Origin of the sequence: Chryseobacterium sp. StRB126 (assembly GCF_000829375.1) — a bacterium.
Lineage (GTDB): Bacteria > Bacteroidota > Bacteroidia > Flavobacteriales > Weeksellaceae > Chryseobacterium.
In genome coordinates this window covers 4,500,053-4,514,601 of the sequence record NZ_AP014624.1, presented here as the reverse complement: position 1 = coordinate 4,514,601, position 14,549 = coordinate 4,500,053, and the positions used below count along the sequence as shown (strand labels likewise).

The window sequence follows — 14,549 nt, the reverse complement described above, 5'->3', positions numbered from 1 at the left end:
GCTAAAGCAATATGAACGACCACTATCTAAAAAAACTTGACCGCGTAACAGCTATTCTTACTCAGCTGCAGTCTAAACCTGTAGTAAGAGCTCAGGATCTGGCTGATAAATTCGATGTCAGTGTAAGAACTATTTATCGGGATGTAAAAACGCTGGAGAATGCAGGAATTCCAATTGTTGGAGAAGCAGGAACAGGCTATTCTCTAATGGATGGTTACAAACTTCCACCGGTGATGTTTACCAAAGAAGAAGTATTAAGTTTTATTACTGCTGAAAAGCTGATGCAGAAGTTTTCCCATCAGAGTTTGGGAAATCACTATCAGACTGCCATGGAAAAAGTACGTTCAGTGTTGAGGTATTCGGATAAAAATCTGATTCAGAATGTTGAAAAACAGATTGATGTTTTTAATTTTCACTCTCAGCAGAAAGAAGAAGATTCCCTGAAAAATGTAATTCCCATTATTCTGGAAAGTATTGCAGAGAAAACACAGCTGAATATTGAATATCAAACAGTAGACTCAAGAGTAACCAACAGAACCATTGAAGCAGTAGGGATTTTCTTTGAATTTAATTTCTGGTATATCATGGCTTACTGTATGCTGAGAAAAGATTTCAGACAGTTCAGAGTAGACAGGATTCTGCAGATTTCCAAAACACAAACTCCTTTTTTACAGGAATACGGTCAGATTAATGATTACAGAAAGTCACATGGGAATAAAGTCAAAGCCAAACTTTTGGTAGATAAAAAAATAATGGCTCATCTTGTAAACTCCAAAAAATATTACGGTCTGGTAGAAGAAGTTGAAACGGATCAGGGAATGGAGCTTACTTTTGAAACAGAATGGATTAACGATGGATTCCCTCGTTGGGTCATCACTTTTGCAGACTATGCTACCATTCTTGAACCGGAAAGCCTTCGGATAAGAATGAATGAAATTCTAGTCAAAATGATGGAAAGACATCAATAAAAACCTCAGCAGAGAACTACTGAGGTGGATTGACTTTTATTGGTAAATAGATGAAATGGTTTATTAAATTGTTTTTATTAGAATCTCTCCCAGAAGAAAGGTGGCTCAATTCCTAGAGCTCTTAAATAAACATATCCCTGTGCACGGTGGTGAATTTCATTGTCTATGAAATAAAGGATATTCTCATATACCGGGAACTCATATTGTCCGAACAAATTAAAAGTCTCCTGAAAACGTTCTTCAGTAATTTGCCTGAAATAATGATTGATTACCTCAGTTTCTTCATCCCATTTTTTCAGGATTTCCTCTTTAGTTTTTGGATTAATCCCCTCCTCACTGTATGCTTCCATATTGTTTTCAACAATTCCTTTTAGGGCAACTCCACCAATATTAAGAAGTTCCGCTGCCATTTTAGAAAAAGGTCTCATTCCACCAATTGAAAATTCAAATAATTCTTTTTCAGGAAAAGCATCAATTACTCTTCTTGTCAGGTTTCTGTGCCCTTGCCAATCTTTTAATAATTGCTCAGTAGTCATGAATTGCTTGGTTGCAGTTGCTGTAGTTGTCATAATGTATCGTTTTTGTTTGTTATTGTTGATACAAAGGTAAGAGCAGGTGATGACAACAGTTTGTCAGTAGGATTTTTGCTGCTGAAAAAATATTTTATTTCTTTGCTAAAATATTGAAGACTACTTTTCCGTTTAAGAGAAGTATATTAATAAAAAGAAAATGATTATTTAGAATTATGAAGAAGTATATTTTGCCTGTTATGGCCACTTTTTTATTAGTATCATGCAATAAAATTGAAGAAAAAATAGACCAGACGGTTCAGGAAACCAAGGACAAAGTACAGCAGAAAGCGCAGGAGGCGGTAGAAGAGACTGTTAAAAAAACAGTGAACGAATCTATTAATTCATTGACTAACTCTGAGGATGTGAAGTTCAATACTGTTTTTCCTAATGCCGGATCTGATATGATCTCAGATGAAAAAGGGAAAAGAATAAAACTTCCTACAGGTACGGAAGCCTATATCTTTAAATACAAAGCAGACATCGCTGTAGTACTTCCTTTTTTAGAAAAGCAGGTTACTTCAGATGAAGGAAAATCAGATAAAACAGCAAGAAAAATTGATGGACAAAGCATCATCAGTAAAATAACCCTTCTTTCAAAATTTCTTCCTGATAATACCTTTGATACTAGTTTTCTAGAAGACATTAAAACCGATAAAAGTATTCAGTATTATAAGCTGAAAAGATTTCCTAAGAGTAGTACGATTATCTACAACCCAAAAAATCAGACCATCATACAATACGTAGAGGTAAATAAATAATTTGTATTGGCCGGCTTTTGCCGGCCATTTTTTATGGTCATTGCGAGCCATAGGTAAAGCAATTTCAACCTATTGAAATTACTCGTCAGAAAAAATAAAATCATGCTTATTTGTGATTTCAGTTAATTATTTTTCGTATAGAATAGAAAGTTGTTGCTGTGTTTCTTTTTTAGATTATGAATAAGCAACTTTATACTTTTTAAATCAATTCTTGTTTTTGTAAATCAATAATGTTTTTACTTAGTTTGTGGTTAAATTTTCATCATATATTGTATTTTTATGTTTTGTGTTTAATTTTTTTCTAAATTTATTTAATTATTAATACTTGACATGAAAAAGAAAATCTTTAAAAAAAAAATCTATGCATTAGTGCTAAGCGGAGCTGGTACTATGGCATATGCTCAGGAAACTGTAAAAGAAAACAATATAGATGAAGTTGTGGTTACTACGGGGAGAACTAAACCCAGAACCATAATTACCTCTGCAATTCCTATTGATAATATTTCAGCTGTACAGCTGAAATCCACAGGACAGGTTACTTTTGATAAAGCTTTGACATATGCTGTGCCTTCTTTTAATTCATCACAGCAAACTGTTTCTGATGCAACGGCTCACTTTGATCCCGCAGATTTAAGAGGGTTAGGGCCTTCCAGAACATTAGTGTTGGTTAATGGGAAAAGAAAAAATCAAAGTGCTTTAATTTATGTAAATGATACACCGGGAAAAGGTGAAGTAGGTACGGATCTGAAAAGTATTCCATCTGCTGCCTTACAGAATGTAGAGGTATTGAGAGATGGTGCGTCTGCACAATACGGTTCTGATGCTATTGCAGGAGTGATCAATATTATTCTTAAGAACAGCGTTGGAAAAAGTACAGTCAATCTTTTTTCAGGGATTACTTCAAAAGGAGACGGCTTTAATATCGGAGCAGATTTTAATACAGGAATCAGAGTTGCAAAAAATGGAAGTTTGAACCTTACATTGGGGTATTCTTCCCAAAATAAAACGAACCGTGCGGGATCTACTACAAAAGATGGGCTTTTTGGAGTAGAGAACGCCTGGACGCAAGCTAATCCTGGTTTAGGAATGACTATAGGGCAACCGGAGACAAAAGTTGCCAATATGTTTGTGAATTTTGAGTTGCCAACAGGTGAAACAGGTAAATTTTATGCTTTTGGAGGTACAACTTATAGGAATGGAACTAGTTATGGTTTGTATAGAACACCTTATTGGGTAACTTCAGATTTTGGTTTATTAACTCCAAAAGGACAGCCTTATAATGGGTTTCAACCAGAATTTAAAACAGATGTTTATGATTATAATTTAACCTCCGGTTGGAAAGGCATGTTTGGAAAATGGAGTTTTGATGGGAGTGCAACCTTTGGTTCTAATGCAGTAGATTATGTTGTAGGAAATACCATTAATACATCTTTGGGTGCAAATTCACCAACCCGTTTTAAAGCAGGTGGTCATCAGTTTAGTAATATTATAGGAAATATAGATATCAACCGAAATTTTGGTACGTTTGTTTTAGGAGCAGGTGTTGAAGTACGCAATGAAAACTATCAGGCAAAGGCAGGAGAAGAAGCATCCTATATAGGCACTGGTGCAGAATCATTTCCAGGGCTGCAGCCTCAAAATGAAGTCAATAAAAATCGTCAAAATATGGGTGCTTATATTAATGCTGAATGGGATGTTACGAAAAACCTGTTGCTTGGAGGAACTGTGAGATATGAAAACTTTAGTGATTTTGGAAATAATGTTTCCTGGAAAGGAAATGCAAGATATAAGTTGTTAGATGATAAATTAGTTTTCCGTGGATCTGTTTCTACAGGATTTCGGGCGCCTTCATTACACCAAATTTATTATTCCAATGTTCAAACCAAAATTACAGGGAATACGGTAGCTAATCAGGGTACTTTTAATAATGACTCTCAAATTGTAAGATCAGATCTTGGGGTACCAAAATTAAATGCTGAAAAAGCCTTTAACATTACTGGGGGATTTGCTGTGAAACCTTTTAAAAACCTTACTATTACAGCAGATTACTATAGAATAAAAATTAAAGACAGAGTCCTTTTCTCAGGAGATATAGGTTACAAAACCGGCGCTCCGGGGAATCCGGATACAACCAACCCTGTAGAAGTAATATTAGACAATAATAAAATAACCTCCTTGAAGTTTTTCACCAATGCGGTAAATACAGTTACTCAGGGAGTAGATTTTGTCGCTAATTATACTTCCGCTATTGGGAAAGGAAGATTGGGAATTATTGCTGCTTTCAATTATAACGAAACTAAAATAGTAGATAATATTGCCGTTCCACCTATTTTGGCTGAAAATGGTTACTCAGAAAACTTTTTTGATAGAAAAGAACAATCCAGAATTACCTCTGCAAGGCCAAAAACAAAAACTATTCTTAGTCTTTCGTATGACATTTCAAAGTTTAACTTTAATCTTAATAATACTTACTTTGGTTCTGTTACTTGGCAGCATGCCACTGATCCTGCCAAAGATCAGACATTTTCTGGTAAGGTAGTTACAGACATCGTTTTAACATATAAAATCACGAATGACCTTAAAGTTTCCGGAGTCGTAAATAATTTATTTAATATTTATCCGGATATAATAGACAGCAAAGGAGATGTAGTAACAGATCTTGGAGGAAGATTCAAATATCCTTGGGAGGTCAATCAGTTTGGATTTAACGGAACAACCTTTCAGCTCAATGTTAATTATACTTTTTAATCTGTAAATAAAAGGTTGGTATTTGTGTTACCATTCTTAATAAAGGCAAAGTAATCTCAAAAAGATATAAACTTGTATATCCAAATATTAACTGACATTAGATATTAATGTCAGTTAATTATTTTTATATGGAATAGGAAGTTATTACTAAATTTTACTTTTCACATTGTCCAAAAAAAGGTATTTTAGTACTATGAAAATTTATACAAAAACAGGAGATAAAGGGCAAACAGCGCTATACGGCGGAACAAGAGTTTCCAAAGCCAGTGCAAGAGTGGACAGCTACGGAAATATAGACGAACTGAATTCTTTCATCGGAATAGCAAAAAGTCATATTGAAAATGAAGAAGTGCTGAGACAACTGAAGAAAATTCAGTTTGATTTATTCACGGTAGGCTCAGAAGCAGCTACACCAGTAGATAAACTGATGTTGGCAAACGGAAAATCACGTCTTCCCATTATTATTTCAGAAACGGAAATTGAAGAATTGGAACAATGGATGGATGCTTTTGATGAAAAACTGGAACCCCTTCAGTATTTTATTCTTCCCGGCGGTGGAAAATCAGCAACGTTTTTACATGCAGCAAGAACTATCTGTAGAAGAGCAGAACGTTCATTGGTATTCTTAAATGAAGCTGAAGAAGTGCGTCCGGAACTCATTAAATATTTAAACAGATTATCAGATTATCTTTTCGTATTGGCAAGATATATTTCAAAACTGAACAACGAACCAGAAGAATACTGGAACCCGAATGAGAGATAAAGTATTACTTTTCATCAACGGAGATGCTCCGAAATCTTTACCTCATCCTGAAAATTATGATTTGATAGCCTGTACAGATGGTGCTTTTCACTATCTTAAAACAATGGGCTTTCCTTTATATAAACTGGATTTTATTTCCGGTGATTTTGATTCCCATTCCGGATCAGATGAAGATATGTATCAGGATAAATTTATTCTTACTTTAGATCAGGATAAAACAGATTTTCATAAGGCGTTGGAAATTATTTTAGAAAAAGGGTTTTTAGAAGTTGATGTTTTTGGCGGAAGTGGAGGAGAACAGGATCATTTTCTTGGGAATCTAACGGTTGCTTATGCCTTCAAAGACCGTATGAAAATTAAATTCTATGATGAGTTTTCCGAATATTATTTTATTCCTAACGATTTTAAGTTGAAAGGTGTAAAGAATAAAATGATTTCTCTATATCCTTTTCCATCAGTGAATAATATAACAACTAAAGGCCTTAACTGGCCTTTAACAAACGGAAGTTTGAGTATTGTCTCAAGGATAGGAACCCGTAATTTCGCGATTGAGGATGACGTTTCTGTACAATATGAATCTGGAGATGTGTTGTTTTTTGTAGGGTTAAACGAAATAGAATATCCAACGATCTATTAATAATCTAAAAGATCGTTATCAATAGAAACGGGCTTTAGCCTGTTTAATAAAAATGAAATAATGTCCTTTGGCTTTAGCTAAAACTTAAAATAAATCTTAAACCACAAAAGTCAAAAAAGTTTAGAACACTTAAGCTTTTTTAAGTGACTACTAACTGTTTGAGGAGTATACTTAAGTTCTGAAAATTTTTGATTTCCTTCTTAAGTGTACTTCTTTTTACAAAATATTTTTAAGCTTACTTAAATGAACTAAAGTGTTTTTAAAATAAACTTTCGTACCTTTTGTGGTAAACCAAAAAACTATTGAATACATTAATCAAAATACCTATTACTATCCTTTCATTATGTTGTATATTCTCATGTAAAACACAACATTTTGAAACCCCGGAATATGGTAAAAATGAAGCGGAAAAAGTATTTGAAATCAAAAAAGTTCACAATTTCCGTGCAGTAGGCAATATTAAAAATACTGAAGGGCGAACTTTAAAAGAAGGAATATTCTACAGAAGTGCACATCTTCATAAGCTTAAAAAGAAATCTTTTGATCAGATCGGGCAATTAGGGATAACAGAAGTTATAGATTTAAGAAATTCAAAAGAAATTTCTCAGAGTCCGGATCAAATTCCAAATGGGATCACCTATAAAAAATATTCTGCTTTTGAAGATGAAGGAGACCAGTTGTCACAAGCAAGAAAGTTGGTTTTGAAAGGGAAAGTAAATGCTTCTGATGCCGACAAAAGAATGATCGATTTCTATCGTGAATACGTTACGGAGAATCCGGAGATCATAAAAACGATTATTACGGAGATTATGGAATCAGAAAAACCGATTCTTTACCACTGTACTGCGGGCAAAGACAGAACAGGAATTGTTACCGCCTTAATCCTGATGATATTGAAGTTTGACAAAGAAACTATCTATAATGAATATCTCTTATCCAACAACTTCAGAAAGCCTTTGGTAGAGAAAAGATTACGATTAGCCAATAACTTACATTTCCTATATCCGAAAATGGATTTACAGGTTCTGGAAAAGCTAAGTTGGATAGAAAAAAGGTATCTTGATGCAGCTTTTGAAGAGATCAATAAAAAATATGGTTCTATAGATGCTTATATTCAGCAGGTATTGGGGATTTCTGAGGTTAAAAGAGCGCAATATATTCAAAAGTTTACCCACTGATTATCAGGGGTAAATTTTCATAAACCATAATATTGGGGGATTATTTAAAATTATAATAATTTTAACATCTAAAAATCAAACTTTTTTAGCAATTTTGCATTTCTTAATTCACTTGTTTAGAAATGAAAATAAAATACTCGGAACTTATTGATCAGACGTTATATTTTCCTACGGAGGAATTTAATGTTTCTGAGAACAATTTGTTGTTTCACGATGTTCCATTGATGGACGTTGTTGAGCAATTTGGCACTCCGCTAAAGATTAGCTATTTGCCGAGAATTTCTCAAAATATTCAGAAAGCCAAAAGCTGGTTTAAAGAAGCTTTTGAAAAAACTGAATATAAAAAGAGTTATACCTACTGTTATTGCACAAAATCCAGTCATTTCAATTTTGTATTGGAAGAGGCTTTGAAGAATGATATTTCAATAGAAACGTCTTCTGCCTATGATATGGATATTGTAAAATCTCTTTATGAAAAAGAGAAAGTAGATAAAAACATTGAAGTGATCTGTAATGGATTCAAAACGGATGATTATCTGACAAAGATTTCAGATATGATTAACAGCGGTTTTGAAAACATTACTCCGATTCTGGATAATTACCGTGAATTGGATAAACTTACAGAAAGTATAGATTCTACATTCAACATCGGGATTAGAATTGCTTCTGAAGAAGAGCCGAAGTTCGAATTTTATACCTCAAGATTAGGAATCGGATATAAAGACATCATTCCATATTACAGCCAAAAGATCGCAGAACACCCGAATGCAAGATTGAAAATGCTTCACTTCTTCATCAATACGGGGATCAAGGATACTTCATATTACTGGAACGAATTATACAAATGTCTTCGTGTTTATGCACGTTTGAAAAAAATTGCTCCTGAAGTAGATTCATTGAACATTGGCGGTGGATTTCCAATTAAAACTTCTTTGAACTTTGATTACGATTACCAGTATATGGTAGAAGAAATCGTTTCTCAGATCAAAAAATTCTGTGAAGAAGAGGGAGTAGAAGAACCCAACATCTATACTGAATTCGGAAGCTTTACCGTTGGAGAAAGTGGAGCAAACCTTTATAAAATCATCTCTCAAAAACGTCAGAACGACAGAGAAAAGTGGAATATGATTGATTCATCTTTCATGACAACGCTTCCTGATACATGGGCGATTTCAAGACACTTTATCATGCTTCCACTAAATCGTTGGGAAGATACTTATGAAAGAGTATTCTTAGGTGGTCTGACGTGTGATTCAGATGATTATTATAACTCCGAGCAACATACGAATGCTATTTACCTGCCAGTTTTCAGCGATACGAAGCCTCTGTATATCGGATTCTTCCATACAGGAGCTTATCAGGAAACTATTGGAGGGTACGGTGGAGTACACCACTGTCTGATGCCTCAGCCAAGACACGTCCTGATTCAGAAAGATGAAAATGGTGAGTTACAGTATGAAATTTTCCGTGAAAAACAGGAACCTGAAGATGTATTGAGACTTCTTGGTTACAAATAATTCTACTATCAATAGAAACGGGCTTTAGCCTGTTTACAAAAAATAATAACAATTGGCTTTGGCCAAAACTGATACAAAACAAAAGCTCTCAGATTCTGAGAGCTTTTTTAGTTAAAAATATTTTGAAATTTTATCCAGTTCAAGGTCTTCATAATCCGAAACCACGGTGTCAGCCAATGTATAATCCTGATTTTTAGAATGCGGACTTCTATACGCAGCACAGAATATCTTAGCTCTGTGTGCAGCTAGTATTCCATTGGTAGAATCTTCAATCACCATACAGTTTTCAACAGGTTCGCCAGCCATTTCAGCAGCCAGAAGAAATACTTCAGGATGAGGTTTTGATTCTTTTAAATCTGCACCACTGATCTTTCCGCTGAAATATTTTTCCAATCCGAATTTATCAAACACCATATTGATGGTCGTCATGGTAGCAGAAGAAGCTAAAATAAGCTTGATACCATTTTCATGGTAATGCTGAATAAGGTTTCTTACTCCGGGAATCAGATCAAACTCATCATCATTATAAAAATAATCTTTAAAATGAGACCTTTTGATTCCTGCAATGGATTCGTAAGTATGATTTAAATTAAATTCCTTAATCAGAGTTTCTGAAACCCTTTTGGTGGAAGCTCCGGTAAATGAAGTGTATAAATCTTCGGAAACTGCAATTTCCAATTCATCAAACGTTTTGAAATAGGCTTTTCTATGCAATGGTTCGGTGTCTACAATTACCCCATCCATATCGAAAAGAACAGCTTTTAAAGACATATTCTAAGTTTTTCACAAAAATAGGAAATTGAGTTGAAAGGGGAAAGTGAATAGGTCGTTAGGGGAGTGTCAGTTTATAATCGATTGATTTTTTAGATAGGAAATAAAGTTTAATAAAGCAGGAAGCCAGAAGAGGGAAGCTGGAAGTTATTGTAGCGTAAATTTTACTGTAACTAGGATAAATAAATTGAAAAATGTTAATAAAATTGAATTCAAATTATTCTTTTGCGCTTCATGACTTCCTTATTTCAGCCTGCAGCTTCCTAAGAGATATAAAAATACTTACTATTGAGTTCGGATTAACCGGTAATTATCATTCACAAACTCTACTTACTCTTATTCTACAACTCACAAACTCTTCGTATCTTTGCCATCAATTACAATACTAAAATTTTTAAATAAAGCATGAGAACATACGCAGGAATTCCCGAGGAAAACGCAACGTTAGAGAATTCGAAAGTAATGTTGGTAACAGTTCCTTATGATGGAACTTCAACATGGGGAAAAGGAGCTGATAAAGGTCCTGAATTATTCCTAGACGCTTCTGAAAACATGGAACTTTATGACATTGAAACTCAAACTGAACCTTATCTTCAGGGAGTATATCTAGCTGGAGAAGTTTCTGAAAATTCAACTCCTGAAGCAATGACAGAAGCTGTTTACCAAAAAACAAAAGAGCTTTTGAATAATGAAGGAAAAGTATTCACTCTATTTGGTGGTGAGCACTCTGTTTCTATTGGTTCTATCCGCGCAGTAGGAGAGAAGTTTGAAAACCTTACCGTTCTTCAATTGGATGCTCACACAGACTTACGTCCTGAGTTCCATGGTTCTACTTCAAATCACGCTTGTGCAGTGTTTGAAGCTAACCAGAAGCATAACCTAGTTCAGGTGGGAATCCGTTCTATGGATGCTGAAGAAGCTCAATATTTACCGGAAGGAAGAGTATTCTTTGCTCACGAGATTGCCAATAACGAAAATTGGGTGAATGACGTATTGGAACAAGTTTCAGGAAACGTTTATATTACGATTGACCTTGATGCTTTTGATCCTTCTATTGCACCCTCTACAGGAACTCCTGAACCAGGTGGATTACAATGGTATCCAACACTGGAATTATTGAGAAAAGTATTCGAAAAATGTAACGTCGTGGCATTTGATATTGTAGAATTAATGGATTCTCCAATGGCTAAGCCAACAGCTTTCCTTGCGGCTAAGCTATATTACAAAATGCTTGCTTATAACGATATTTATAACAACAATAACTAATATTCCGCAAGAATCGGATTTTTTCTGTCATGTATTCTTTGGAAATTTGTGAGATAAAAACAGAGTAAAATGTCCACACAAAGTCAAATAGATTACAACAGAATTGCTAAAGCGATAGAGTATATCCAGAGCAATTTCAGACTTCAGCCAAGTTTGGAGGAAGTGGCAGAAAATATTCACTTGAGTCCGGCCCATTTTCAGAAGATTTTCACAGATTGGGCAGGAACAAGTCCGAAAAAATTTTTACAGTTCATCAGTCTTGAACATGCTAAAAATTTATTGAAGGAAGAAAAAGCAAGCATTTTTGATACCGCTTATGAAACTGGACTTTCCAGTACAAGCAGATTACATGATCTGTTTGTAAAAATAGAAGGAATGTCTCCGGCTGAATATAAAAACGGAGGAAAAAGTCTTGTTATTAATTATAGTTTTTCAGAAAGCCCATTTGGAAATATCCTGGTAGCTTCCACAGAGAAAGGAATCTGCTATATGGCTTTTGAAAACGACAAAGAAACAGCATTAGGGAATTTACAGTATAAATTTCCTAATGCTTCTTTTTTTGAGAATCAGGACACGCTTCAGAAAAACGCTTTGTCTATATTCGATAAAGACTGGACAAAGCTCAACACTATAAAACTTCATTTAAAAGGTACCGATTTTCAGTTAAAAGTCTGGGAAAGCTTATTAACCATTCCTATGGGAAAACTGTCCACATACGGTAGTCTTGCAGAGAAAATAGGAAACCCTAATGCCTCTAGAGCTGTGGGAACAGCTATTGGAAATAATCCTGTGGCATTTCTTATCCCTTGTCACCGTGTGATCCAATCTACGGGACATTTGGGTGGTTACCGATGGGGAAGCGATAGAAAACAGATGATTGTGGGCTGGGAGAGTTCACAGATCTATTCATAAAACTCATTTTTTATAAAATATTATTTCTATTGACTCTGTTTTGTTTATTGATAAAAACCCTTCAGGAATTTATGTTTTATCTTATCTTTGATTAAAGGTATTGCATTTAAAGAAATGCTGTTTTAACAAGCTCCATGAATTTTAAAATTACAAATGGCAAGAGGTTAATCGCCCTTGAATATGATTTCAATCAATATAGTGAATGCCTGACAATAGGAAAGGAACCTGCTCTTTTTTTATGGGATGACTGTGATGATCCGGGGGATGAAAATATGGTACTGTTTTCTATAACCCAGGAAAATCAGAACCGTATTAATAGAGCACTTGAGAGGGTCAATTTTAATATAGATTATACGGATAGAGTAGAAGAGTTGTTTCAAGCTTTGCAACCCCTGTTAGGATTAATGCAAAATGGAAATTATAAATTAAGTTTTTCTGAAGATAAAGCATGGTCTGTTTATCAGAATTCTGCTGTATTTGGAGAAGATAGGCTTGATAGAAAAGACGTGGAAGAAGAGATCAGGAAGTATGATAAGAAATTATCACAAAATCTTATCTATAGCTATGATCCCTATATTGTTTACGAAGATACATGTCATTTTAATGTATACGAATATCCTTTTATTGCCTGGAAATCTGAAAAAGAAATGGATAGAGATCTTGTAAAACATTATACAGATCTTATCTTATCAGGAGCAAGACCATTTGCTGTTATTCTGAAGGGAGAATATGAAGAAGATAATTATTTCCACGAATATATTCTTGACGGTCACCACAAGCTTTGTGCTTACAGAAACCTGAAAATAGAACCTCTGTTTGCCATTATTGAGTTTTTTCCGGAAGAGGAATCAGAAATAAAAATGGATATGGAGCGTATTTCTCAAATATTGTATCCTTGGCAGTTTAATCATTATTACGATACCTGGAATGCCTATAGCAAACGGGATTATTTACAAAAGAATCCGGACAGCTTACTCAAAAAACATTTCAAAAACGGTTTGGTTACCTTTCTTTATCCTGATGACAGAAAAAGAGCAGAAGTATTTTATATCAATGATGTAGAGGATGGTGAATATAAATACTGGTATAATAATGGTGATTTGTGTATTTTGGGGAATTATGCACTTGGTAAAAGGATAAACAAGTGGATATATTACTTTTCAATACGTGAAATAGATGAAAATGCCTCGCCTTTTGTGGCAAAAGAAGAATATATAAAATACGAATATATTTATAAAGATGGCTATCCATTGATTGATAAAAGATGGGATGAAGAAGGAAAAATTATGTGGATAAATGATGCTAAATGTTTTGACGAAGAAAGGATTCATCTCACTGATGATATGATTGAGGAATATTCCACAGAAAGATACAGAAATGTATTAAAACTGAAGAAAATAAAGGAATAAGGCCCTTCTGAAGGCTTCCTGTTAATAAAATAGTTTTTACCTTTTATAAAAAATAAGAAGATGCTCAGCTTGTTCGAAGATTTCTCAGATTATCCCATAAACATACTTCCGCATGACGGAACCGTTCATTACTATGGAAAGATCTTTTCAAAAGAAGAGACTGATATTTATTACGATTATCTTTTCAATCAGATTCCATGGCAGCATGATGAAGCTGTGGTTTTCGGAAAATTAATTCTAACCAAAAGAAAAGTAGCCTGGTTTGGAGAAAAAGCTTTTGAATATACTTATTCCAACAGAACAAAATATGCAAAACCATGGACTCCTGAGCTCTTGAAATTAAAACAAAAATGTGAGGAAGTTTCAGGAGAAACCTATAATTCCTGTCTGCTTAATTTATACCATGATGGTAGTGAAGGAATGGCTTATCACAGTGATGGAGAAACGGATCTGAAAAAGCATGGAGCCATTGCCTCTATTACTTTCGGAGCAGAAAGAAAGTTTTTATTTAAGCACAAAACAACCAAAGAAAAGGTTGAAATATTCCTGGAAAACGGAAGCTTACTGATTATGAAAGGAACTACCCAGGATAATTGGCTTCACAGGCTTCCACCCACAACAAAAGTAACAACTCCACGAGTAAATCTTACTTTCAGAACGATTGAGGAATAAAAGCTCACACAGAGTAAGCAAATTATGCAGGTTTTACCATAATCATCTGTGAAAATCTGCAGTTAAAAATATCTTACAGTTTATTCTCATTAGCCTTGTCAAGGTTTTAAACCTTGACAAGGCTGCTTCCCCTAACAAAACCCCCCAAGAGTAAACCTTACTTTCAGGACCATTGAAGAATAAAAACCTCTCACAGATTGAGCAAATCACGCAGATTCTAACGCAATCATCTGTGAATATCTGCGGGATCTGTGGGAAATAAAGTTGCTTTTTATAATAATTGCCTATGAAATCAATCCAATCATATGACGGATAAAAGCTCTCACAGACTGAGCAAATCACGCAGATTCTAACGCAATCATCTGTGAATATCTGCGG

Annotated in this window: 13 protein-coding genes; 11 read left to right on the top strand and 2 right to left on the bottom strand. The window is 34.5% G+C overall.

What is annotated here, in order from left to right:
* The first annotated feature begins 11 nt into the window (after nucleotides 1–11).
* Nucleotides 12–968, top strand: coding sequence for a helix-turn-helix transcriptional regulator (locus CHSO_RS20360; RefSeq protein ID WP_045500215.1), 957 nt, complete (start codon nucleotides 12–14; stop codon nucleotides 966–968).
* A gap of 77 nt (nucleotides 969–1,045) precedes the next feature.
* Here the strand turns inward: CHSO_RS20360 and CHSO_RS20355 are convergent, their stop codons facing one another.
* A complete protein-coding gene (locus tag CHSO_RS20355; RefSeq protein ID WP_045500212.1) occupies nucleotides 1,046–1,537 on the bottom strand; it encodes a DinB family protein in 492 nt (163 codons plus the stop codon).
* Between the two features lie 176 nt (nucleotides 1,538–1,713).
* On the opposite strand from CHSO_RS20355, the gene CHSO_RS20350 reads away from it, so the two are divergent.
* The 6 genes from CHSO_RS20350 (at nucleotide 1,714) to CHSO_RS20325 (ending at nucleotide 9,141) form a co-directional block, all read left to right on the top strand.
* Nucleotides 1,714–2,298 (top strand): hypothetical protein, encoded by a 585-nt coding sequence (locus CHSO_RS20350; RefSeq protein WP_144428997.1) that lies wholly within the window; start codon nucleotides 1,714–1,716, stop codon nucleotides 2,296–2,298.
* Nucleotides 2,299–2,628: 330 nt separating this feature from the next.
* Nucleotides 2,629–5,046, top strand: coding sequence for a TonB-dependent receptor plug domain-containing protein (locus tag CHSO_RS20345; RefSeq protein ID WP_045500206.1), 2,418 nt, complete (start codon nucleotides 2,629–2,631; stop codon nucleotides 5,044–5,046).
* A 193-nt stretch (nucleotides 5,047–5,239) separates the two neighbouring features.
* Nucleotides 5,240–5,809 (top strand): cob(I)yrinic acid a,c-diamide adenosyltransferase, encoded by a 570-nt coding sequence (locus CHSO_RS20340; RefSeq protein ID WP_045500203.1) that lies wholly within the window; start codon nucleotides 5,240–5,242, stop codon nucleotides 5,807–5,809.
* On the top strand, nucleotides 5,799–6,446 hold the full coding sequence (locus tag CHSO_RS20335; RefSeq protein ID WP_045500200.1) for a thiamine diphosphokinase: 648 nt from the start codon (nucleotides 5,799–5,801) through the stop codon (nucleotides 6,444–6,446). Before CHSO_RS20340 ends, CHSO_RS20335 begins: the two co-directional genes overlap by 11 nt.
* A 302-nt stretch (nucleotides 6,447–6,748) precedes the next feature.
* On the top strand, nucleotides 6,749–7,624 hold the full coding sequence (locus CHSO_RS20330) for a tyrosine-protein phosphatase (RefSeq protein ID WP_045500196.1): 876 nt from the start codon (nucleotides 6,749–6,751) through the stop codon (nucleotides 7,622–7,624).
* Nucleotides 7,625–7,746: 122 nt separating this feature from the next.
* Nucleotides 7,747–9,141, top strand: a complete 1,395-nt coding sequence (locus tag CHSO_RS20325; RefSeq protein WP_045500193.1) for a decarboxylase — start codon at nucleotides 7,747–7,749, stop codon at nucleotides 9,139–9,141.
* A gap of 111 nt (nucleotides 9,142–9,252) precedes the next feature.
* Here the strand turns inward: CHSO_RS20325 and CHSO_RS20320 are convergent, their stop codons facing one another.
* Entirely contained in the window at nucleotides 9,253–9,912 is a 660-nt protein-coding gene (locus CHSO_RS20320) for an HAD family hydrolase (protein ID WP_045500190.1), read from the bottom strand.
* A 405-nt stretch (nucleotides 9,913–10,317) separates the two neighbouring features.
* On the opposite strand from CHSO_RS20320, the gene speB reads away from it, so the two are divergent.
* The 4 genes from speB to CHSO_RS20300 all read left to right on the top strand — a co-directional run bounded on the left by speB (nucleotide 10,318) and on the right by CHSO_RS20300 (nucleotide 14,171).
* A complete protein-coding gene (gene speB / locus CHSO_RS20315) occupies nucleotides 10,318–11,178 on the top strand; it encodes an agmatinase (protein ID WP_045500187.1) in 861 nt (286 codons plus the stop codon).
* A 69-nt stretch (nucleotides 11,179–11,247) separates the two neighbouring features.
* The gene (locus CHSO_RS20310; RefSeq protein ID WP_045500184.1) at nucleotides 11,248–12,090 is read left to right on the top strand and encodes a bifunctional helix-turn-helix domain-containing protein/methylated-DNA--[protein]-cysteine S-methyltransferase; all 843 of its coding nucleotides are present in this window, start codon (nucleotides 11,248–11,250) and stop codon (nucleotides 12,088–12,090) included.
* A 134-nt stretch (nucleotides 12,091–12,224) separates the two neighbouring features.
* Nucleotides 12,225–13,499: a toxin-antitoxin system YwqK family antitoxin gene (locus CHSO_RS20305; RefSeq protein ID WP_045500181.1), complete on the top strand. Its 1,275-nt coding sequence runs from the start codon at nucleotides 12,225–12,227 to the stop codon at nucleotides 13,497–13,499.
* 60 nt (nucleotides 13,500–13,559) lie between these two features.
* Complete coding sequence (locus CHSO_RS20300; RefSeq protein WP_045500178.1) at nucleotides 13,560–14,171, top strand: alpha-ketoglutarate-dependent dioxygenase AlkB family protein; 612 nt, start codon at nucleotides 13,560–13,562, stop codon at nucleotides 14,169–14,171.
* Nucleotides 14,172–14,549 lie beyond the last annotated feature (378 nt).

What these genes read in the sequence shown, in the direction of transcription:
- CHSO_RS20360 (WP_045500215.1), top strand. Translation starts at nt 12, where the DNA reads ATGAACGACCACTATCTAAAAAAACTTGACCGCGTAACAGCTATTCTT.
- CHSO_RS20355 (WP_045500212.1), bottom strand. Translation starts at nt 1,537, where the DNA reads ATGACAACTACAGCAACTGCAACCAAGCAATTCATGACTACTGAGCAA.
- CHSO_RS20350 (WP_144428997.1), top strand. Translation starts at nt 1,714, where the DNA reads ATGAAGAAGTATATTTTGCCTGTTATGGCCACTTTTTTATTAGTATCA.
- CHSO_RS20345 (WP_045500206.1), top strand. Translation starts at nt 2,629, where the DNA reads ATGAAAAAGAAAATCTTTAAAAAAAAAATCTATGCATTAGTGCTAAGC.
- CHSO_RS20340 (WP_045500203.1), top strand. Translation starts at nt 5,240, where the DNA reads ATGAAAATTTATACAAAAACAGGAGATAAAGGGCAAACAGCGCTATAC.
- CHSO_RS20335 (WP_045500200.1), top strand. Translation starts at nt 5,799, where the DNA reads ATGAGAGATAAAGTATTACTTTTCATCAACGGAGATGCTCCGAAATCT.
- CHSO_RS20325 (WP_045500193.1), top strand. Translation starts at nt 7,747, where the DNA reads ATGAAAATAAAATACTCGGAACTTATTGATCAGACGTTATATTTTCCT.
- CHSO_RS20320 (WP_045500190.1), bottom strand. Translation starts at nt 9,912, where the DNA reads ATGTCTTTAAAAGCTGTTCTTTTCGATATGGATGGGGTAATTGTAGAC.
- speB (WP_045500187.1), top strand. Translation starts at nt 10,318, where the DNA reads ATGAGAACATACGCAGGAATTCCCGAGGAAAACGCAACGTTAGAGAAT.
- CHSO_RS20310 (WP_045500184.1), top strand. Translation starts at nt 11,248, where the DNA reads ATGTCCACACAAAGTCAAATAGATTACAACAGAATTGCTAAAGCGATA.
- CHSO_RS20305 (WP_045500181.1), top strand. Translation starts at nt 12,225, where the DNA reads ATGAATTTTAAAATTACAAATGGCAAGAGGTTAATCGCCCTTGAATAT.
- CHSO_RS20300 (WP_045500178.1), top strand. Translation starts at nt 13,560, where the DNA reads ATGCTCAGCTTGTTCGAAGATTTCTCAGATTATCCCATAAACATACTT.